The following is a 20994-nucleotide window of genomic DNA, read 5'->3' on the forward strand; positions in this document are numbered from 1 at the left end:
GCGGACTCAGTTGGCGTGGCGGACGGCGAGCTGTTCGGCGCTCGATGCGACCCCGTACGCCTGCGGGACGGGCTGGTTGGCGAGGTAGAGGCGGTCGGCGACGCGGCGGGGCAGCGGGAAGTACTGGAAGCGGCCGTGGATGCGGCCGTCGGCGGCCATGGGCTGGGCGTCGAAGCGGCAGACGGTGGTGATGCGGTACGGGTCACGGCCGTGGGATTCGAGGATGGCGATCTCGGTGATCTTGCGGGCGCCGTCGGCGTGCCGGGTGAGCTGGACGATGACGTCGACGGCCGAGTTGATCTGGTCGTGCAGGGCCTCGAACGGGACATCCACCTCCGACATCGAGGCCAGCGTCTGGAGGCGCATCAGGGCGTCCTCGGCACTGTTGGCGTGGACGGTGGCGAGCGAGCCGTCGTGACCGGTGGACATCGCCTGGAGCATGTCGAGCGATTCGCCGCCGCGGACCTCACCGACGACGATCCGGTCGGGCCGCATGCGCAGTGAGTTGCGTACGAGGTCGCGGATGGAGACGTGGCCCTTTCCCTCGACGTTCGGGGGCCGCGACTCCAGGCGGATGACATGGGCCTGCTGGAGCTGGAGCTCGGCGGAGTCCTCGATGGTGATGATGCGCTCGTGCGGCGGGATCAGACCGGACAGGGCGTTGAGGAGGGTGGTCTTGCCGGTGCCGGTGGCGCCCGACACGATGACGTTGAAGCGGGCCTGTACGAGCCCGGCGAGCAGCAGCAGCATGTGCTCGTCGAGCGAGCCGAAGGTGATCATCTCCTGGAGCGTGAACGACCTCGGGAAGCGGCGGATGGTGAGCGTCGCGCCGGTCAGGGACAGCGGCGGGATGATCACGTTGACGCGCTCGCCGGACGGCAGGCGGGCGTCCACCATCGGGTTCGACTCGTCCACACGGCGGTTGACCGTCGACACGATGCGCTCGATCGTCTGCATCAGCTGCTCGTGCGAGGCGAACCGGAGCGGGAGTTGCTCCACCCGTCCACCGCGCTCGACGAAGATCTGGTCGGGGCCGTTGACCATGATCTCCGTGATGGAGGCGTCTTCGAGGAGAGGTTCGAGGATGCCGAGTCCGAGCGCCTCGTCGACCACCCGGCGGATCAGCTGCGCCCGCTCGGCCGTGGAAAGGACCGGGCCCTCGCGGCTGATGATGTGCCCGAGCACCCGCTCCAGGCGGGCCCGGCGCTCGGCGGCGGCGAGGGACGACATCTCCGCGAGGTCGATCTCCTCCAGGAGCTTGGCGCGGTAGGAGGCGACCAGGTGGCCGTCCTCGCGCCCGGGACCGGTCTCCTCGGGGACCGCGATGCGTGCCCGCAGACTCATGTGTGTCGTCTCCAGTCGTCTCGGGTCAGTTGGGGGGCTGAAGCTTCGGCATGGTGGAGGTGCGGGTGGCGGTGCCGAAGAAGCCGTCGCGCAGGCCGGGGATGACGCTGGGGATCTTCACGGTCACCGTGTACGCCACCCCGTCCCCGCCGCCCCCGGCCGGGGAGACCTTCGGACTGAGCCAGCCGCTGACCGCGGCCGTGCCCGCGGCCACGGGATCCAGCCGGGCCTCGCCCGCTCTCGGCTCGTCCAGACTCGCCGCCCGCGCCGCCGCCCGCGCCCCCGTCCCCGCCTGGTTCACGGCGTACGCGGCGACCCCGAGCTGGATCGCGGCGAGGCCGACGAGCAGCAGGATGGCGACGAACCCGATGTATTCCAGGGCGACTTGGCCCCGGTCGTCCCGGTCGCGCGCTCGGTGCGTACGGATGCGCACGGCTCAGCGCTCCTTCACATGGGCGGCCGTGCCCTCGACGGGGAAGCTGTTGAGGACGCCCGGGATCAGGATGGGGATCTTGAGGGTGACGGTGGCCCGGTACATGCCGCCGTCCTCACGGCAGGCCGGGTCGCCCTGGAAGGAGGACGGCAGCTCGCGCAGGGCCGCCGCCTGGCACGCGCCACCCGCGTCCCCCTCCGCCGCCGCCCCCGCCCGCGCCCCCTCGTCCGCCGCGTTGCCCGCGAGGACGAAGGTGTAGCCGACCAGGGCGCACTGCCACAGCGCGACCAGAAGCAGCAGGATCAGCGGGACCACGCCGACGAACTCGATGACGGTCTGCCCCCGGTCCCGCCCGCCCGCGCGGACCCGCGCCAGACCCATCAGACGCTTCAGACGGACCAGACGCATCGGCCGCACCAGCCGATTCATCCGCATCAGCTGCCCCTGCGCCTGAGCACCAGGCCGGAGCCCCGCGCGGCCCGCGCCTTCGCTCGGCCCTCCGGGGTTTTGAGCAGGCCGAGTTCGCCGGCCAGCGCCCACAGGGCCTGCTTCACCGTGCTCTTGTTGTCGAGGTCGTGCAGGCGCCCGGCGTCGACGGCGGCCTGGAGCTCCTTGAAGTGGGCCGGGATCGCTGTCTGGGCGACCCGGGTGCCGGTGATCTTCTGGACGAGCGGGGGCTGGATCTCGGTGTGCCGGGTGTGCCGGTTGACCAGCGTGGTGGTCTCCTCGGCCTTGCGGATCTGGAGCCGGTCCCACATCCGTACGGTCCGCTTGGCACCCCGTACGGACACGACGTCCGGGGTGGTGACGAGGAGCGCCACGTCGGCCATTTCGACGGCGGCGGCGTTGGCCGCGTTCATCTGGGTGCCGCAGTCCACGACGACGGCCTCGTAGCGGGTGCGCAGGGCGCCGATGATCTGGCGGGCGGCCCGGTCGGTGACCTCCTCGCCGCGTTCGCCCTCGCCGGGGGCGAGCAGCAGGGCGAGCCCGCTCTCGTGGTTGAAGACGGCGTCGGCGAGGACCCGGGGCGTGATGTCGGTGATCGCCGCGAGGTCGGCGATGGAGCGCCGGAACTGGACGTCGAGGTAGGAGGCGACGTCGCCCGCCTGGAGGTCCATGTCGAGCAGCACGGTGGTGCGGCCCGACGCCCGTGCCGCGAGGGCGAGTTGAACGGCGACGAGGGTGGTGCCGACGCCGCCCTTGGCCCCGGTCACGGTGGTGATAGTGCCGCCGGGTCCGGTGAAGACGTCGAGGCTGGCGCCCAAGTGGCGGCGTACGCCCGCGGACCACTGGGCCGCCGCCTGGACGCGTACCGCCAGCTCCTCGTACGACAGCGGCAGCGCGACCAGGCCGCGGGCGCCGGAGTCCATGGCGGCGGAGAAGACCGCGGGCCCGGCGTCGGAGGAGATCAGGACGACGCCGACCGCCGGGAAGCGCAGGGCGACCTCGCGGATCAGCTCCAGGGCCGGGACGGGGCCGATGCGTTCGTGGACGAGGACGACCTCGGGGAGCTCGTCCAGGGACTCGCCCGCGAGCCTGGCCAGGGTGTCGAGCAGGTGGGTGGAGTCGCCGATGGGCACGGCGGGTTCGGCGTCGGGGAGCTGGCTGAGCAGGGTGGTGACGGAGCGCGCGGCGTCCGCGTCGGCGACGGCCGGAAGGATTCTGGTGGTCATCCGCACCTCACTGGTCCTTTTCGAGCCGGTACGTACGGTCACCGGGCGGGATCGTGCTGTCGCCGTTGCCGCGGCCGACGAGCGCGAGGCGGACATGGGTGGCGAACGACTCGGCGTACGCGACCCGTTGGGCGTCGAGGGTGCTGAGGGCGAAGGTGATCGGGACGGCCTGGGTGGTCTGGTTCTTGTCGGACGCGCTCGGGGTGAGGGCCTGGACGGCGCCGACCTGGATGACCCGGGCGCCCGCGACGATGAGCTTGGACTCGGGGGTGTCGCCCTGCTTGGTGGCGGCGAAGGTGGCGAAGATGTTGACCGTGTCGCTCGCGTTGATCTTCCCGGCGACGCCGGTCGACGCGTCGATCATGATGGCGATCTCCTGTTCACCCGGCTTGAGTTGGGGCCGGTCGGTGAACATGCCGTCCTGGAGCAGCGAGCCGCGGGTGAGGCGGGTGGCGGCCATCTTGCCGTTGACGTCGGAGATGTCGGTGACGGCGCCCTGCGAGAGCCACCGTTTGGGCATGCTCGTCTTCACGAACAGGTCAGCCTTGAGCGGTGTGTAGGCGGGGATGTCGTCTTTCAGTTTGTACGCCGTCACCTCCGGCCCCACCTTGGAGTTCACGTCGCTGATCACCGTGAGCACCCCGGCGAACGCGCCGAGGGCGCACAGGACCGAGAGGAGGAGAAGGATGATGCCGCGGCGCTGGCGGGAGTTCATTGACCGTACGACCTCGTTCGCTGACGTGGGGCAGAGCGGGCAAGTGGCGGGCGGCTGACGCGAGTTGAGGTCAGGGGCCCGGGGCGATGGCGCGGCGGCGTTCGGCCCGGGTGAGGGGCCGGGCGTGGTAGGCGGAGGCGGGGACGGGGCCGAGGGCGGCGGCGCCGTACGGGGCGGCGGGCTCCTCCTCGGGCGGCTGTCGCGAGGCGCAGAATCCGCAGCGGTCGCCGATGAGCTCCATGGCGCACCAGCGGCACTGTTCGCGGCGTACGGAGGCGACGAGTTGGTAGAGGACCGAGATGTCGGGCAGGTAGGCGGCGAACTCGGTCAGTTTGCCGGTGCCCCACCAGGTGGCCGAGTCGGCGGGCAGGGCGGTCTCCTGCACGGCCTTGACCTGCCAGGAGGGGGCGAGGGTGCCCGTGATCCAGTCGGCGTTGGCGGTGCCTCGGGCGAGCAGGAGGTGGCAGGCGAAGTCCGGCCCGGTGAGGGCGCCGGCCGGGCCGACCTTGACGAGTTGCGGGTCCGGGTTGGCGAGGACGGCGAACTGGCTGCCCGGCATCCAGGACTTGGCGTGCGCGGTGAGGCCGACCGGAATGCGCTCCAGGCGGGTCACGGAGTTCAGGACGGCGCCCGCGTGGATGTAGTGGGAGAGCAGCCGGGCCGCCGATGCGATGACGCCGGGGCTGAAGTCGCAGACCGAGAGTTGCCTCAACTGCCGCACCAGGATGGCGAGTCCGATCGGCGGCAGATCGGATTTGATCAGGGTGATCCGATCGGTTTCCAGGAGAGACCGAACGGTATGCAGCCGGTGTTCATGGGCGGCGTCAATTGATGCCGGATAGAAGGCGACGACGTAGCCGTGCTGTTCCAGAAGACGGTGCATGTCGACGAGTGCGGCATCGAGGGGCTGGGCGTGCGGCGACTGGAGCAGCGCCGCGAGCGGCGTCTGCGGATCGGTCGGCGGCAGCACCAGGTCGGGGCTGGTGACGGCTATCGCGGTCGGCACGTCGCGGGCCCCCGTTCACTGATCGCGGTCGCCACCTTGCGGCCCCCGTTCCCTTCGGACGCGCGAGCGTGTGCGAGCCCCCACGACCGCAACTGATCACTGCAATTCCCGCCTGCCTCAGCACTTTATCCACGACCTACCGGCCGGAGAACCGTCTTCTCCTTTCCTGTGTGCTTCCGCGGCCGGTTTTGGTGCGCGTGGGGCGGGAGTTGCGTTGAAAGCCGGCCAGCCGTCCGGCCGGAATTGATCCTTCGCTCCCGGAGCCGATCGACGGCGGCCACGGGGCGGCCGCCATGAGGAGCCGAGGCACAGGACCGTATACGGGTCGTCGCCAGAGGTCTTGACAACCCAATTGGTCTGGACCATGTTGTGCGACCAGGACGCCCCACCCCCACTTCCCCACCCCCACTCCCCACCTCCTCCTCTCCTCCCAACTCCCCTCCCGGAGGCAGCAAGTGAACCGTGCAAGATTCGGTCTTGCCGTGGCCGCGGCCGGCGCGCTCTCCATAGCCGGCCTCACCGGCGTCGCGTCGGCGGCCGACGTCAACAACGCCAAGAACGCCGGGTTCGAGTCGGGCCTCGGCGGCTGGAGCTGCTCGGCCGGCAGCGGCTCGGTCGTCTCGTCCCCGGTGCACGGCGGGACCGCCGCGCTCAAGGCGACGCCGTCCGGGTCCGACACCGGCCAGTGTTCGCAGACCGTCGCCGTCAAGCCCAACTCGACGTACACGCTGAGCGCTTGGGTGCAGGGCAGTTACGTCTATCTCGGCGCGAGCGGCACCGGCACCACCGACGTCTCGACCTGGACGCCGGGCACCGGCAGCGGCTACAGCCAGCTGTCCACGACCTTCACCACCGGTGCCTCGACCACCTCGGTGCAGATCTACACGCACGGCTGGTACGGCCAGCCCGCGTACTACGCCGACGACATCTCGGTGTACGGGCCCGACGGCGGGGGTGGCGGCGACCCCGCGCCGACTATTCCGGCGGCTCCGGGCGGCCTCGCGGTCGGCTCGGTCGGCTCGTCCTCGGTGGACCTGTCGTGGGGCGCGGTGTCCAACGCCACCGGGTACAACGTCTACCAGGGCGGCACCAAGGTGCAGTCGGTGACGGGCAGTTCGGCGACCGTGACCGGGCTGAGCGCGTCGACCTCGTACCAGTTCCAGGTGACCGCGACCAACGCGGCGGGCGAGTCCCCGAAGTCGGCGGCGGTGACCGGCACGACGTCGGCCGGCGGTGGCAACCCGGGCGGCAGCGGGACCGTACCCAAGCACGCGGTGACCGGCTACTGGCAGAACTTCAACAACGGCGCGACCGTGCAGAAGATCAGCGACGTTCCGGCGAACTACGACATCATCGCGGTGGCCTTCGCGGACGCCACGACGACGCCGGGCGCGGTGAGCTTCACGCTCGACACCAACGGCCTGGGCGGCTACACCGTCGACCAGTTCAAGGCGGACATCGCGGCCAAGCACGCGGCGGGCAAGTCGGTGATCATCTCGATCGGCGGCCAGAACGGCACGATCTCGGTCAGCGACTCCACCTCGGCCAACAACTTCGCCAACTCCGTCTACTCGCTGATGCAGACGTACGGCTTCGACGGCGTCGACATCGACCTGGAGAACGGCGTCAACTCCACGTACATGACGCAGGCGTTGAAGTCGCTCTCCGCCAAGGCGGGCAGCAAGCTCGTGATCACGATGGCCCCGCAGACCATCGACATGCAGTCCCCGTCGAACGAGTACTTCAAGACGGCGCTCAACATCAAGGACATCCTGACCGTCGTCAACATGCAGTACTACAACAGCGGTTCCATGAACGGCTGCGACGGCAAGGTGTACTCGCAGGGCTCGGTGGACTTCCTGACCGCGCTTGCCTGCATCCAGCTCCAGGGCGGCCTCGACCCGTCGCAGGTCGGCCTCGGCCTGCCGGCGTCGACGTCCGGCGCGGGCAGCGGCTACGTCTCCCCGTCGGTGGTGAACGCGGCGCTCGACTGCCTGACCCAGGGCACGAACTGCGGCTCGTTCAAGCCGTCGAAGACGTACCCGGGCCTGCGCGGCGCGATGACCTGGTCCACCAACTGGGACGCGTCCTCGGGCAACGCCTGGTCGAACGCGGTGGGCCCGCACGTCCACGCCCTGCCGTAACGCAGCACATGACAGAGCGCCGCCCGGTCCCCCGGGACGGCGCTGCTGTCACGTTGTGCCTACAACGTCACGGCTTGGGCAGAGTGCAGCCGGCCCGGGTCAGATCGATCTTGCTACCGGCCCCGATGCAGGGGACGATGATGTACGTCTCCTCGGCGTAGTTGATGCCCTGGCGGACGGTGACGTTGCCGTTCTCGTCGACCTCGCACGGGTTGTTCTCCGTGCACCGCTCGCCGTCCTCGTTCCCGGTGTTGTTGACGGCGACGACCTTGCCGGTGGTCGTGTCGATCACCGGGGAGCCGGAGGTGCCGCCGATGGTGTTGCAGGACGAGGTGTAACGGACCGAGTCCTTCCAGGTCCAGTCGCCCTCCTTCAGCCGGTAGACGAAGCCGTCCACGTTGCAGCTGTAGGTCCGCTTCCAGTACCCGGAGACGACCTTGATCGCCGAACCCTGCGTCGGGTGCGCGTCATTGAGGGTGAGCGCGCTGATCCCGTAGCTGCTCTGGATCTTGGCGTACGTCGTGTTGAGCTGGTAGATCGATATGTCGGTGTCGGTCATCGTGGCGTACGAGACCTTGGTGGCGCGCAGGGTGGCGACCTTGGACCCCGCGGCGTTCAGCAGCGAGAACGAGCGGGACGAGGGCTGGTCGGTGATGACCTCACCGGCGGCGGGGAATCCGCTTTCGAGGCAGTGCCCGTTGGAGAGCACGAGCGCGGGGTCGTTCGGCTGCGAACTGGGCGTACGGATCACGGAGCCGGAACAGTTGCTCAGCGCCACGGTCCCGGCGAAGTTGACCGCCTTGACGGTGGGTTGGGCGGGGGCGGCCTTGGCGGGGGCCTTGCTGTCGGAGGGCTGGGCGGCCGCGGCGGGCATCGCGCCCGCGGCGGCGAGCAGCAGGGCACAGACGGCGCCGAGTGCGCCGACGTAGGACTTCTTCATGTGGGGGTTCCCTTTTTGAGGGTGCTCGGATGATGAAGGAGTGCGGTGATGAAGGAGTGCGGTTTTGTCATGCGCATTGTTGAGGGTCCACTGGTCAACGGGCAAGTGGACAAAAGGAGTTGGAGGACAACGGCCGACCAACCAACGGAAGGCCCTCCATCGTCACGCGCTTCAGGTCAACAGACAGGGCCCCGTCCAGCGCCCCGGGGGAGGAGCGAACGGGGCAGCCGACTCGCTGAGCCGTGTTGCTCGCCGTCGCCCAGCGAGCCGGTGTCATTCGTCCCGTGCGACGCGGGCGTGATCGGTCACGACACGGCGGAAGAGGTCATGCCCCGTGCGGCCGGCATGACGCAGGCTCCAGTCCTGAGCCGTCTCCTGTTCTCCCTGGGGGCCGGATGTCACGTCGCACCCAGACGCCACGCAGAAGGCTTCGAAGGTGACTCCGCCGTCCGGTACATGCCGGATCGTGTGAGGTACGTAGCGCAGCACGGCGCGGCTCATGCGGACGCCTCAGAGCACCGCGCAGGGTTGCCGCCCTTGTCATCCTCGATGTCGGTCACGGTGGGGTCACCCCAGACGGGATCGGCCAGGCGCGCGCCCCGGCTGGCCGCGACGCGGTGCACGTCGGTAAGAGCCTCGGCCAGCTGAATTGCCAGCAAGTGGAGTTCACCCGGAGTCCACTTGCGCCCGTCGAGGATGTCTCTGGTTTCCTTGATGAGGTCGGCGGCCAAGCCGAGTTGCATCGCCTCCATGTTGTCCGCGAGGCGCGAGAGGTAGCCGCCGGAGCCGTCATCGGCGAGGTAGCACGGCTTGCCCTCTGGACCCGCCCAGGGCAGGAGCCGCGCTACGTCGATGTGTCCCGTCATGCGGACACCTCCGCCTCGTAGACCAGCCACGCGATCGGCACACCCACGGACCGGACGGGGAGCGGATGGCGGCCCCGGGCAGGGTGCGGTAGCCGCAACAGCGGCTCGGAGGGGTGGGCGATACGGTGGTTCATGTCGTCAACTCCACGTAGTTGATGGCCACGCCCCCGGACCGTCCACCACGGTCGCGGGGGTCTTCGCGGCGGTCACCAGTCCACACTTCCGGTTTGGACGGGCCGTTCCTACTTCGTTCGGAGACCGTTGGGCACGGAGCGGGACTAACTCAAGAAGCGTGCCTAACGTCCCAGGGGGTACCTGTGAACGAAGCTCTTCGCCGCGCCATGGCTCAAGCACGTATGACGGACCGCCAGTTGGCGGAGAAGTGCGGCGTTGATATCAAGACGGTCGGCCGGTGGGTCACGGAGACGGGGCGGGTTCCTCGCGCCCGCCAACGATGGGCCATCTGCGAAGCACTCGGAGAGGACGAGGCGGTGTTATGGCCAGCGGCCGCAAAGAAGGCGATCAAGGTCGGTCCGGACCGTGAGGTCGTGTCCGTCTGTCCCTACCGTTCCGGCTGTCCAGCCTCTCTGTGGCGTTCGCTGATCACCAAGGCTGAGCGGGAGCTGACTTTCGCGGGCTACACCAACTACTTCCTGTGGCTCGAACAGGCTCGGTTCGGTACCGCGCTGCGACGCAAAGCCGCCCAGGGGTGCCGAGTCCGTTTTCTGCTTGGTGACCCTGACAGCGACCTCACGCGCTCGCGTGAACAGGACGAAGACGTTGCGCTCACCCTCTCCACCCGTATCCGCGTAACGCTCGCCGAGCTGGAGAAAATCAGAAGCCAGTCGGGGATTGACGTGCGATACAGCGACGGACACGCCTACCTGTCCGTGTTCCGCTTTGATGACGACATGATCGTTACGCCCTTGCTGACGCACCGCGTTGGGCACGATGCCCCCACACTGCATCTGCGCCGTCACCAGGACGACGGCATGTTTGATCGCTTCGCTTCCCACGTTGACGAGCTGTGGAACCGGGGCACTCCGGTATGGGAAGGGGAAAGCGATGGGTAGGCGCGATTACGAGGACGATCCCGACGCCCCGGCGGCGAACAGTCTGGTTCCCGCCGCCTCCACGGTCGTTGTCGACGACTCCGGGCGCATCCTGCTTCAGTGTCGCCGCGACAACGGCATGTGGGCGCTGCCCGGGGGCGCCATGCACATCGGAGAGTCGCTGCCTGACTGCGCCGTCCGGGAGACCCGCGAAGAGACCGGATTCGATGTCGAGATCGTCGGCATCGTCGGCACGTACACCAACCCGCGTCACGTCTTCGCCTACGACGACGGTGAGGTGCGACAGGAGTTCTCCGTATGCTTCCTCGCGCGACCCGTGGCCGGACACCTGGCGGTTTCCGAGGAATCCACGGACGTGCGCTGGTTCGAGCCCGAAGAGGTCGAACACCTTCCGATGGTTCCCAGCATCCGCAAGCGTGTGAACGACTGGCGCGACGGCACCATGCCCGCCGCCCGGTAACCGGAAGCGGCAGCGACCCGACACGTCCCTGGTGACCTGCATCGACTGAGAATCTCCAGAGCGTACTTTTCGCAAGTGGCTTGTGGCTGGATCACCGGCTGAGCCGCCCTCAGATCACCAGGCTGAGCAACGCCGCCACCGCGAAGCCGGCTACCGAAAGGACCGACTCCAGGACCGTCCAGGACTTCAACGTGTCGCGTTCGGTGATGCCGAAGTACTTGGCCACCATCCAGAAGCCGCCGTCGTTGACGTGCGAGGCGAAGATCGAGCCCGCCGAGATCGCCATGATGATCAGGGCGAGGTGGGCCTGGGAGTAGCCGGCGCCCTCCACCAGGGGGACCACGATGCCGGCCGTCGTCACGATCGCCACCGTGGCCGAGCCCTGGGCGACGCGCAGGACGACCGAGATCAGCCAGGCCAGGAGGATGACCGGGAGGCCTACGTTGTTGAAGGTGGTGGCCAGGGCGTCCGCGATGCCCGAGGCCTTCAGGACCGCGCCGAAGATGCCGCCCGCGCCGACTACCAGCAGGATGTTGCCGACCGGCTTCAGGGACGAAGTCGACACCGTTTCCAGGGACTTGCGGGACCAGCCGCGCCGGATGCCGAGCAGGTAGTAGGCGAGGACCAGGGCGATCGTCAGGGCCACGAACGGGTTGCCGAAGAACTCCAGGACCGAGCGGAGGGTGGAGGGGGCCAGGGCGATCGAGGAGAACGTGGCGGCCAGGATCAGGATCAGCGGCGTACCGATGATGGCGAGGACCGCGCCCAGCGGCGCCGGCTCCTCGCGCGGGGTGACCCCGGCGGCCTGCTGCTCGGCGGCGACGGCGGCCTTCGCCTCCTCGGCGGCCTCCAGCATGTCCTGCGGGACCTCGACGAAGATGCGCTTGCCGATCCAGGCGGCGTAGCCCCACGCGGCGAGCACGGACGGGATGCCGACCAGGGCGCCCATCAGGATGACCCAGCCGAGCGAGACGTGGAACAGGCCGGCCGCGGCCACCGGGCCGGGGTGCGGCGGCAGGAAGGCGTGGGTCATGGACAGGCCCGCGAGCAGCGGCATGCAGTACAGCAGGATCGACTTGCCGGACCGCTTGGCGGCGGCGTACACGATCGGCGCGAGGACGAAGATGCCGACGTCGAAGAAGACCGGGATGCCGAAGATGAGGCCGGTCAGGCCCATCGCGAGCGGGGCGCGCTTCTCGCCGAAGAGGGTGAGAAGCCGAGTGCTCAACACCTCGGCGCCGCCGCTGACTTCGAGGATCGCGCCCAGCATCGTGCCGAGCCCGATGATGATCGCCACGTGTCCGAGGATGCCGCCCATGCCGGACTCGATGACCGAGACTGCGGCGGACTTCTGGACCGTACCGAAGAGCTCGGTGACGGACAGGCCCGCGCCGAGGCCGACGGCTATGGAGACCGCGAGCAGGGCGACGAACGGCTGGAGCCTGACCTTGATGATCAGGAAGAGCAGGAGGGCCATGCCCAGGACGGCGACGGTCAGGAGACCGGCGGTGCCGCCGATGACGGGGAGGATGCCGCCCGTGTGGACGGGTGGTGGTGGGGTGGCGGCCGCGACAGCTTGGAACAACATGTGCCAACTCCGTTGTACAGCAGGGGGGTTCCAGGGCAGGGGGGACCGCGGCACGGCACCCCGGCGGTCCGGGGCGCCGCGCCGTGCGGCGGGTCGAGCGGTGGGGCTAAGGGCACTGCGGCAGGATTTCCTTCACGGGTTCCGCTGGGATTACGCGTCCAGTACGGCGAGGGCGTCGATCTCGATGAGCAGGCCCGCGGGGAGACCGACGTACACGGTCGTGCGGGCGGCGGCGGGCGCCTTCAGGCCCTGCTCCTCGAAGTACGCGTTGTAGATCTCGTTCATCTCCGCGAAGTGGCCGACGTCCGTCAGATAGACGCGCATCATCATCACGTCGTCCCAGCTCGCGCCGCCCTCCTCCAGGATCGCCTTGACGTTGGCGAAGGTCTGGAGGGTCTGCTCGCGCAGGGCGGGCCCGGCCGGGGTGGGCGCCTGGCCCTCGACGGCCGGCAGGAAGCCGACCTGGCCGGCGACCTGGAGGATGTTCCCCTTACGCACGCCGTGGGAGAACTTGGCGGGCGGGGTGGTGTGCGTGGCCGGGGTGATGGCGGTCTTATCGGTCATCGGAACTTCCTTGTGCGGGTGGGGTGTTGGGAGCGGTGCCGGAGTACTCGCGGCTGATGGCTTCCGCGGTGCGGCGCACCTGGGGAAGCAGGGTGAGGAGTTCCTCGGCGGTGACGACGACGTTCGGCGCGGAGACCGACATGGCGGCGACGACCCGGCCGTCCGCACCGCGGATGGGGGCCCCGATGCAGTTGATGGACTCCTCGTGGCCACCGAGGTCGGTGGCCCAGCCCTGTTCGCGCACCGTCGCCAGTTCCTTGAGGAAGGCGGCGGCGTTGGGTGTCGAACGGGACGTGTAGGTGGGGTAGTCGAGCTTCTCCGCGACGGCGCGGCGCTCGGCCTCCGGCAGGTCGGCGAGCAGCAGCTTGGCGACGGCGGCGACGGTGATCGCGACCGGCTTCCCGATCCGCGAGTACATCCGCACCGGGTAGCGGCTCTCGACCTTGTCGATGTAGAGGACCTCGCCCTCCTCGTGCACGGCGAGGTGGATGGTGTGCCCGATCCGCTCGTTGAGCGCGACGAGGTGGGGGTGGGCGATCTCGCGCACGTCCAGGTTCTCGACCGCCTCCTGGGCGAGGGCGAAGAGGCGGGCGCCGAGCCGGTAGCGCTGGTCCTCCTGGCGGTAGACGAGGCCGTGCTCGTGCAGGGTGCGCAGGAGCCGCAGCGCGGTGGACTTGTGCACCCCGAGCCGGTCGGCGACCTGCCCGAGGTCGGCGGGGCCCTGCGCGAGCAGCGGCAGGATGCTCAGCGCCCGGTCGACGGTCTGACTCATGGCGTACGTACCTCCTGGTCGTCCCCCGTCCACCCGGGGCCGAGACGAAGTCTCCCCCAGCCGGTGTCGTCCAGCGCCACGAGCCGGTCGGCGTGTGCGCGCGCCGGGGGCTGGGTGAGGTCGCCGGGCACGGTGAGCACGGCGGCCGCCATGAGGTGCCCGTGCCGGATGCGGTCGCGTACGGGGAGGCCGCGGAGGGTGGCGCTGAGGAACCCGGCGGCGAAGGCGTCGCCCGCGCCTACGGGGGCGACCACGTCGACGGTTGGAGGGCGGACGAGGGTGGCCGTTGTGTCGCCGCCGTCGAACCCCTCGCCCGCCGCGTCCGCCCGCTCCATGACGACGGCCCCACCCCTGCCCAGCTTCACGACCAGGACGTCGGGCTCGGGCAGCGCGTCGCGGATGGCCGCCGCCCCCCGCAGCCCCCACGCCTCCTCCGCCTCGTCCTCCCCCACGAAGACGATGTCCGCGCCGCGGGCGAGGTCGAGCAGGACCCGGGGCCCGGCCGCGCCCCGCCACAGGCCCGGCCGGTAGTTGACGTCGAACGAGAGGAGGGGGCGGCTCGACCAACGGACAACCAGGTCGCGCATCAGGGCGAGGCAGTCGTCGGACAGGGCGGCCGTGATGCCGGACAGGTGCAGGATCCGCCCGCCTCGCAGATCCCGGTACGGCACGTTCGCCGGCGACATCGCGGAGGCCGCCGACCCGGCGCGGTAGTAGAGCACCTCGTGACCGTCGGCCGCCCGGTCGTCGGCGGTGCGGAAGTAGATCCCGGTGGGCCGCACCGGGTCGCGGCGTACGGCACGCACATCGACCCCGTACGAGCCGATCGCCTCGACCAGATGGTCCCCGAAGCCGTCCGCGCCGACCCGGCTGACCCACTTCGCGGTGTGCCCGGCGGCCGCGAGCGCGCAGGCCACGTTGGACTCGGCGCCGCCTATCGTCCGTTCGAAGGCGGGAACATCGGCGAGGCGGCCGGGCCGGGCCGGCAGGAAGGTGACCATGGACTCGCCGAGGCAGACGACGTCGACGGGGGTGTCGGCGTCGTCCGCGGCGGCTGGGGATCCGGTGGTCACTGCTGGCTCCTCGCTGATGGGGCGGCCAGGCTGGTCATTGACCCGGCGTTGGCCCGGATGTTAGACAGCATTGAGCGATATACGCAATGGGTGTTGCAGATGATGCAACGCACCCGAGGAGAGTGGAGTTCCCGTGGCAGCCACCGATCGCGAAGACAGGGTTGCGGCGCTGGGCGCCGAACGCGTCGACCACCGCTTCAAGGGGCTGCCGCCGGACGCCGACGGGCTCACCGTCGCCGAGCTCGCCGCCCAGCGCCGCGACCTCTTCACCGGCGGCTTCAGCACGCCCGTCCTGACGCTGTCCGCGGAGTCCGTCGAGCACAACCTCGCCCTCCTGGAGACGTACGCGGAACGCCACGGCCTGGCCTTCGCGCCGCACGGCAAGACGTCCATGGCGCCGCAGCTCTTCGCCCGCCAGGTCGAGCGGGGCGCCTGGGGGATCACGCTCGCGATGCCCCACCAGGTGCGCGTGGCAAGGGCGTTCGGGACCGAGCGGATCTTCCTCGCGAACGAGCTCGTCGACGCCGCCGCGCTGCGCTGGATCGCCGGAGAGCTCTCGCGGGACCCGGCCTTCCGCTTCATCTGTTACGTCGACTCGGTACGCGGGGTCGAGCTGATGGACCAGGCCCTGCGGGGCTCCGCCCGGCCGGTGGACGTGGTGGTCGAGCTCGCCGCGGGCGAGGGCGCGCGGACGGGGGTGCGTACGGAGGCGGAGTGCGCGGAGGTCGCCGACGCGGTGGCCCGCGTCGGGACGCTGCGGCTCGTCGGGGTCGCGGGGTACGAGGGCGAGGTGCCGCGGGCCGACCCCGCGCGGGTACGGGCCTATCTGGAGCGGCTCGTCTCGCTGGCGGTGGACTTCGACAAGGCGGGGCGGTTCTCGGGCCTCGACGAGATCGTGGTCAGCGCGGGGGGATCGGCGTGGTTCGACTCGGTCGCCGAGGCCTTCGCCGGAATCCCCGAACTCACCCTCCCCGTACTGAAGTTGCTCCGTTCCGGGGCGTACGTCTCGCACGACTCGGGGCACTACCGGAAGCTGACCCCGTTCAACCGGGTGCCCTCGGAAGGCGCCCTCCAGCCGGCCTTCCGCCTCTGGGCCCAGGTCGTCTCGCGGCCCACGCCGGAGCAGGCGTTCGTGAACGCGGGGAAGCGGGACGCGGCGTACGACCTCGATCTGCCCTCGGCGGAGGTGGTGCGGGACGCGGCGACCGGGGAGGTGCGACCCGCGTCGGGCATCTCGGTGACGGGGCTTTCCGATCAGCACGGGTGGCTGCGCACGGCGGAGGGGGTTTCGCTGTCCGTCGGGGACTGGGTGGGGATGGGGCTTTCGCATCCGTGCACGGTGTTCGACAAGTGGGGGTTGATTCCGGTGGTGGAGCGGGACGGGGTGGTGTCGGATTACATCCGCACGTACTTCTGAGGGCGGGGGTGTTGCCCACCCGCCCACCCGTACGCGCAGGACTGGACAGCCCGGGCCCCCTGGGGCTCCGCCCCAGACCCCGGGGGTTTGCCCACCCGCCGCCCGCGCAAGGGGTTGGACGGTTCGGCTTCCGGGGGCTGCGCCCCCAGACCCCCCGGGGAGCCGCCCACCCACCCGCCCGTGACGGGAGTTGGAAAGGCTGAGCCCTGGGGCTCCGCCCCAGACCCCAGGCACTGGCCCACCCACCCGCCCGTGCAGGTGATTGGAAAGGCACAGCCCCGGGGCTCCGCCCCGGACCCCGAGGGCGTTGCCCAGCCTCCCCCAAGCTCTTAAGGAGCAGGGGGGACCCCTATCCCGTGACGGGCGTTGGGAGGGCGAGCCCTGGGGCTGCGCCCCAGACCCCCTGCGGGGACTCCGCCCCCTGCACCCCATTCGGGGGCTCCGCCCCCGAACCCCCGATCGCGCCTCAAGGGCGCTCGTCCTCAAACGCCGGACGGGCTAGGAGTGGGCTCAGGCCCGTGATGCCGGACAGGCCGGAGGTGGGCCGCGGTCCGTGATCGCCGGACAGGCCAGGAGACGGCTCAGGTCCATGACCGCCCGACAAGCCAGGAGACGGCTCAGGTCCATGACCGCCCGACAAGCCAGGAGACGGCTCAGGTCCATGACCGCCCGACAAGCCAGGAGACGGCTCAGGTCCATGACCGCCCGACAAGCCAGGAGACGGCTCAGGTCCATGACCGCCCGACAAGCCAGGAGACGGCTCAGGTCCATGACCGCCCGACAGGCCAGGGTGGGGCTACGGTCCATGCCCCCCGGACAGGCTGGGGGCGCCTGCATAGGTGGTGCGCAAGAGACCGGACAGGCTGGGGGGGATGAGCTGCGGTCCATGGCCCCCGGACAGGCTGGAGGTGCCTGCATAGGTGGTGCGCAAGAGGCTGGACAGGCCAGGGATGGACTGCGCTTCGTGATCGTCCAGGATCGTCCGACTGCCTGGGCATGCCCGCAGAGGCACCCTGCCAGGGGCGCGGGGCTGCGACATGTGCGGCTCCGCCGCCCCTGGCAGGGTCGGCCTGTTCGAGCGAAGCCGAGAACTGGGAGGAGCGACCAGCCACCCACGGCCCGAGGCCGAAAGGGGGTTCAGGGGCGCGGGGAACTGCGCGACCAGCCACCCACATCCCGCAGCCGAACAACCACGCACCGAGCGGGGTTTGGGGCGAAGCCCCAGCCCCACCTGTCCCCAATCCCCGACGGGTTTCGGGAAGGGGTGGGGTGGGGCCAAAAGGGGTCCCGGGCGGAGCCCCGGGGCTTCGGGGCCCGGCAGGGCCTCCTGCCCGCGAGGACCCGGGGGGGACCCCGGGGGGGGACAGACCGGCACACCCAGCGACGTACACGAGAGGCACTCATGGACCTGCTAATCCGCAACGCCCGCGTCATCGACGGCACCGGCACCCCCTCCTACCCCGCCGACGTCGGCATCACGGACGGCCGGATCGCCGCGATCAGGAAACCCGGCGAACCCCCGCTCAGCGACACCGGCCCCCGCACCCGCACCCTCGACGCCCACGGCCTGGCCCTGTCCCCCGGGTTCATCGACATGCACGCCCACTCCGACCTCGCCCTGCTCCGCGACCCGGACCACAGTGCCAAGGCCGCCCAGGGCGTCACCCTGGAGGTGCTCGGGCAGGACGGGCTCTCGTACGCGCCCGTCGACGACCGCACGCTCGGCGAAGTGCGCCGGGCCATCACCGGGTGGAACGGCGACGGCAGCGACATCGACTTCGACTGGCGCACCGTCGGCGAGTACCTCGACCGGCTCGACCGCGGCATCGCCGTCAACGCCGCCTACCTCATCCCGCAGGGCACGGTCCGGATGCACGCCGTCGGGTGGGACGACCGGCCCGCCACACCACAACAGCTCGATCACATGCGGGAGTTGGTGGCCCAGGGCATGGAGGAGGGCGCCGTCGGGATGTCCTCCGGGCTCACCTACACCCCCGGCATGTACGCCACCGACTCCGAGCTCACCGAGCTCTGCCGCGTCGTCGCGCGCTACGACGGCTACTACTGCCCCCACCACCGCTCCTACGGCGCCGGCGCCCTCGAAGCGTACGAGGAGATGATGCGGCTCACCCGGGACGCCGGGTGCTCCCTCCACCTCGCCCACGCCACCATGAACTTCGGCGTGAACAAGGGCCGGGCTCCCGAACTGCTCACTCTGCTCGACGACGCCCTCGCCTCCGGGGCCGACATCAGCCTCGACACCTACCCCTACACGCCCGGGTGCACAACTCTCGTGGCGATGCTGCCCAGTTGGGCCAGCGAGGGCGGGCCCGAGGCCATTCTCGCGCGGCTCCGCGACGACGACACCGCCGAACGCGTCCGGCACCACATGGAGGTCGTCGGCGCGGACGGCTGCCACGGCGTGCCCATCGACTGGAGCACCATCGAAATCTCGGGCGTGAGCGACCCCGGGCTCACCGACTGCGTCGGGAAGACCGTCGCCGAAGCCGCCGCCCAGCGCGGCGAGGCGCCCTGGACCACGGCTCGGCGGCTGCTCGTCGACGACGGGCTCGGGTCCACCATCCTCCAGCACGTCGGCCACGAGGAGAACGTGCGGGCCATCATGCGGCACCCCGTGCACACCGGGGGCAGTGACGGCATCCTCCAGGGGGACAAGCCGCACCCCCGCGCCTACGGCACGTTCCCGCACTATCTCGGCCACTACACAAGGGAGTTGGGCATCCTCTCGATCGAGGAGACCGTCGCCCATCTCACCTCCCGGCCCGCCGCCCGGCTGCGGCTGCCCGACCGGGGCCTGGTCCGCGAGGGCTACCGCGCGGACCTCGTCCTGTTCGACCCGGACACCGTCGCGGCGGGCTCCACCTTCGAGGCCCCGCGCACCCTGCCCGTCGGCATCCCGTACGTCCTCATCGACGGGAAGTTCGTCATCGAGGACGGCAGGCGGACCGACGTGCTGGCGGGCCGCTCGGTGCGGCGGACGCCCGGGGTGCGGTGAGCGTGCCGGTCGACAGTTCGCGCGCCGCCGTCAGGTAGACGGTGCGCAGGGGGCCGTAGTCGGCCGAGTAGGCGAGCTGGGTGAGCGCGAGGGCCTGCAGCGCCTTCGCGCTGCGCCGGGCGGCCACCGGCGCGGCGGCCCCGATCACCTGGTCGAGGAGCTCGATCACCTTGTCGTAGCGGGGAGTCGGCGCATCGTACTCCCGCTGCGCGGCGGCAAGCAGCCCCCGCCACCGCAGCCGCCCACGGAACCGATCGGTCATGGCCACTGCCTCCTGATACACGCGGGGCGACATAACACGCGGGGCGAAGGACGTACGGGACACGTCACGAACACGTACAGACGCATCCAGGACGCTAGGAACACCCCCGCGCCCGGCACAACACCGCCGCACCGGACGTGGCTCAATCCGCCCCCGGCCCCTTCACGCCTTCGGCCGGACCCGCACCGAGACCTCGCCCGTGTCCCCACTCCGCGAAGTGACGTGCAAAATACGGGACTTGGGGTCCCAGGCCCCCGCCACCCCGTCACCCGTGACCACACCGCCCCCGGGGAAGAACCGGGCGGGCAGGTAGACCTCCGTGTCGCCGCGCACCCCCTCCCCCTTCCGCCAGCTCACCGACAGCGTGCGACTCGGCTCGTCCCAGGCGTACGCGACCGGGTCGCCCGCGATCGCCCTCGGTTGCGGACGGTCGAGGACCGGGAGCAGCGGGGTGGGCTTCAGATTCTGGTCCCAAGGGGCCCAGGATCCGGGGTCGTTGGACCAGTACGCCGTGCCCGCGCCCATGGCGTCGGCCATGGCCCGCACCTTGGCGACGTAGGGCAGGGCGCCGGGGAGGGTGGTGTCGAGGCCGTACTCGCCGATGAGGACGGGCGCCCCGAGCCGCTTGGCGGTCTTCTCGGTCTGCTCACGCCAGGAGGTGAGCGTGCGGTCCACCCACTTCCCGGCGTCGCCGGTGTAGCCGCCGCCGAGGTCCATGGGGAGGGGGTAGAGGTGGGGCGCGTACGCGATGCGGGCGTCCCGCCCGTCGCCTCGTGGGTCCTTCAGATACGGGAGTCCGCTCGGCAGGCCCCAGTTGGCGCTGACGGCCTCGGGTTCGACGAAGATCCAGGAGTCGTGGTCGGCCTTGCGGATCGCGCCGATGGTCTGACGGTAGAGGGCGGCGAGCGGGCCCGCCTCGAAGGCCGGGCCCTGGACGCTGCCGCCGAAGGGCTCGTTCATCAGGTCGTAGCCGAGAACGGCCGGGTCGTCGGCGAACCGTGCGGCGACGTGCGCCCAGGCGGCCGCGTAGTGCGCCCGCAGATCCCGGCTCGCCTTGCGCGTCCCCCAGAAGTTGTCGAAGGCCCGCACCGTCCCCGGCTCGATGTACTTGAGCTCCCACTGGCTCTGCTCGGCGACCGGCAGCCCTTCGTTCTCGGTCGCCCACGCCGGCGCGCCGTTGCCCTTCACCTTCGGCCCGTACACGTCCTGGTGCAGGTCGAGCATCACGCGGTAGCCGCGCGCCCCGTACCAGCGCACGCGCTCGGCGACCTGCGCGAGGTAGCCGTCGTCGTACTCGCCCGGCCTCGGCTCGACGTTCCGCCACTGGATGAGGAACCGTACGAAGTCGGAGCCGAGCGCATCCGATTCGCGCTGTACGTCGGCCTCCTTGATCCAGGGGAGGCCGTCGGGCCGGGACTTGGCGCTGCTCGCGGTGTTGAGGCCGGTCAGGACGAGGGCGCGGCCCTGGTCGTCGGTGATCCAGCGGTGCCCGGCGGCGGTGTGCGCGGGCCCCGCCTCTGCGGGACCGACCGCCACCAGGAGAGCGGCGGCCACCGCCGCTGTCGCGCCCGCCGCCGCCCACCTGATCGCCCGTAGCCGCATGGCGGGACTCTAAAGGCTCCGCTGCGCCGCCAACACCCCTGTTCAC

21 protein-coding genes are annotated in these 20994 nt (G+C 70.5%); 5 read left to right on the top strand and 16 right to left on the bottom strand.

The window, feature by feature from the left end:
* Nucleotides 1-6 precede the first annotated feature (6 nt).
* The 6 genes from OHA17_RS14750 to OHA17_RS14775 form a co-directional block, all read right to left on the bottom strand.
* The gene (locus OHA17_RS14750) at nt 7-1344 is read right to left on the bottom strand and encodes a CpaF family protein (protein WP_406507040.1); all 1338 of its coding nucleotides are present in this window, start codon (nt 1342-1344) and stop codon (nt 7-9) included.
* A gap of 25 nt (nt 1345-1369) precedes the next feature.
* On the bottom strand, nt 1370-1777 hold the full coding sequence (locus OHA17_RS14755; RefSeq protein ID WP_406507041.1) for a hypothetical protein: 408 nt from the start codon (nt 1775-1777) through the stop codon (nt 1370-1372).
* 3 nt (nt 1778-1780) lie between these two features.
* On the bottom strand, nt 1781-2212 hold the full coding sequence (locus OHA17_RS14760) for a TadE/TadG family type IV pilus assembly protein (protein ID WP_406507042.1): 432 nt from the start codon (nt 2210-2212) through the stop codon (nt 1781-1783).
* Complete coding sequence (locus tag OHA17_RS14765) at nt 2212-3450, bottom strand: CpaE family protein (protein WP_406507043.1); 1239 nt, start codon at nt 3448-3450, stop codon at nt 2212-2214. The genes OHA17_RS14760 and OHA17_RS14765 overlap by 1 nt, the downstream gene beginning before the upstream one ends.
* Nucleotides 3451-3457: 7 nt before the next feature.
* A complete protein-coding gene (gene cpaB / locus OHA17_RS14770) occupies nt 3458-4165 on the bottom strand; it encodes a Flp pilus assembly protein CpaB (RefSeq protein WP_053726303.1) in 708 nt (235 codons plus the stop codon).
* A gap of 70 nt (nt 4166-4235) precedes the next feature.
* The gene (locus tag OHA17_RS14775; RefSeq protein WP_406507044.1) at nt 4236-5171 is read right to left on the bottom strand and encodes a hypothetical protein; all 936 of its coding nucleotides are present in this window, start codon (nt 5169-5171) and stop codon (nt 4236-4238) included.
* A gap of 455 nt (nt 5172-5626) precedes the next feature.
* On the opposite strand from OHA17_RS14775, the gene OHA17_RS14780 reads away from it, so the two are divergent.
* A complete protein-coding gene (locus OHA17_RS14780; protein ID WP_406507045.1) occupies nt 5627-7315 on the top strand; it encodes a chitinase in 1689 nt (562 codons plus the stop codon).
* Between the two features lie 67 nt (nt 7316-7382).
* Here OHA17_RS14780 and OHA17_RS14785 read toward each other — a convergent pair whose 3' ends face one another.
* The 4 genes from OHA17_RS14785 to OHA17_RS14800 form a co-directional block, all read right to left on the bottom strand.
* On the bottom strand, nt 7383-8255 hold the full coding sequence (locus OHA17_RS14785) for a serine protease (protein WP_406507046.1): 873 nt from the start codon (nt 8253-8255) through the stop codon (nt 7383-7385).
* 273 nt (nt 8256-8528) lie between these two features.
* Entirely contained in the window at nt 8529-8756 is a 228-nt protein-coding gene (locus OHA17_RS14790; protein ID WP_406507047.1) for a hypothetical protein, read from the bottom strand.
* Nucleotides 8753-9121, bottom strand: coding sequence for a hypothetical protein (locus OHA17_RS14795; RefSeq protein WP_406507048.1), 369 nt, complete (start codon nt 9119-9121; stop codon nt 8753-8755). The genes OHA17_RS14790 and OHA17_RS14795 overlap by 4 nt, the downstream gene beginning before the upstream one ends.
* On the bottom strand, nt 9118-9255 hold the full coding sequence (locus OHA17_RS14800; RefSeq protein ID WP_406507049.1) for a hypothetical protein: 138 nt from the start codon (nt 9253-9255) through the stop codon (nt 9118-9120). Before OHA17_RS14800 ends, OHA17_RS14795 begins: the two co-directional genes overlap by 4 nt.
* A 183-nt stretch (nt 9256-9438) precedes the next feature.
* Here OHA17_RS14800 and OHA17_RS14805 point away from each other — a divergent pair, with 183 nt between their 5' ends.
* Nucleotides 9439-10194, top strand: a complete 756-nt coding sequence (locus OHA17_RS14805) for a DUF5919 domain-containing protein (RefSeq protein WP_406507050.1) — start codon at nt 9439-9441, stop codon at nt 10192-10194.
* Entirely contained in the window at nt 10187-10654 is a 468-nt protein-coding gene (locus OHA17_RS14810) for an NUDIX domain-containing protein (RefSeq protein WP_406507051.1), read from the top strand. Before OHA17_RS14805 ends, OHA17_RS14810 begins: the two co-directional genes overlap by 8 nt.
* A 109-nt stretch (nt 10655-10763) precedes the next feature.
* Here the strand turns inward: OHA17_RS14810 and OHA17_RS14815 are convergent, their stop codons facing one another.
* From OHA17_RS14815 to OHA17_RS14830, 4 genes are all read right to left on the bottom strand, one after another.
* Complete coding sequence (locus OHA17_RS14815; protein WP_406507052.1) at nt 10764-12242, bottom strand: GntP family permease; 1479 nt, start codon at nt 12240-12242, stop codon at nt 10764-10766.
* A 150-nt stretch (nt 12243-12392) separates the two neighbouring features.
* Nucleotides 12393-12806: a RidA family protein gene (locus OHA17_RS14820; RefSeq protein ID WP_406507053.1), complete on the bottom strand. Its 414-nt coding sequence runs from the start codon at nt 12804-12806 to the stop codon at nt 12393-12395.
* Nucleotides 12796-13578: an IclR family transcriptional regulator gene (locus OHA17_RS14825; RefSeq protein WP_398876509.1), complete on the bottom strand. Its 783-nt coding sequence runs from the start codon at nt 13576-13578 to the stop codon at nt 12796-12798. Before OHA17_RS14825 ends, OHA17_RS14820 begins: the two co-directional genes overlap by 11 nt.
* Nucleotides 13575-14579: a sugar kinase gene (locus OHA17_RS14830; RefSeq protein WP_406510716.1), complete on the bottom strand. Its 1005-nt coding sequence runs from the start codon at nt 14577-14579 to the stop codon at nt 13575-13577. The genes OHA17_RS14825 and OHA17_RS14830 overlap by 4 nt, the downstream gene beginning before the upstream one ends.
* A gap of 205 nt (nt 14580-14784) precedes the next feature.
* Between OHA17_RS14830 and OHA17_RS14835 the strand changes: the two genes are divergently transcribed.
* Nucleotides 14785-16068, top strand: a complete 1284-nt coding sequence (locus tag OHA17_RS14835) for an amino acid deaminase (protein WP_406507054.1) — start codon at nt 14785-14787, stop codon at nt 16066-16068.
* 886 nt (nt 16069-16954) lie between these two features.
* Nucleotides 16955-19084: an amidohydrolase family protein gene (locus tag OHA17_RS14840; protein WP_406507055.1), complete on the top strand. Its 2130-nt coding sequence runs from the start codon at nt 16955-16957 to the stop codon at nt 19082-19084.
* On the opposite strand, the gene OHA17_RS14845 is transcribed toward OHA17_RS14840, so the two are convergent.
* Both OHA17_RS14845 and OHA17_RS14850 read right to left on the bottom strand, forming a co-directional pair.
* A complete protein-coding gene (locus OHA17_RS14845) occupies nt 19014-19346 on the bottom strand; it encodes an alkyl sulfatase dimerization domain-containing protein (RefSeq protein WP_406507056.1) in 333 nt (110 codons plus the stop codon). The two genes, OHA17_RS14840 and OHA17_RS14845, sit on opposite strands and share 71 nt — an antisense overlap.
* A gap of 162 nt (nt 19347-19508) precedes the next feature.
* Nucleotides 19509-20948 (bottom strand): cellulase family glycosylhydrolase, encoded by a 1440-nt coding sequence (locus OHA17_RS14850; RefSeq protein ID WP_406507057.1) that lies wholly within the window; start codon nt 20946-20948, stop codon nt 19509-19511.
* Between the last annotated feature and the right edge of the window lie 46 nt (nt 20949-20994).

It is taken from the genome of Streptomyces sp. NBC_00212 (assembly GCF_045206365.1).
Lineage (GTDB): Bacteria > Actinomycetota > Actinomycetes > Streptomycetales > Streptomycetaceae > Streptomyces.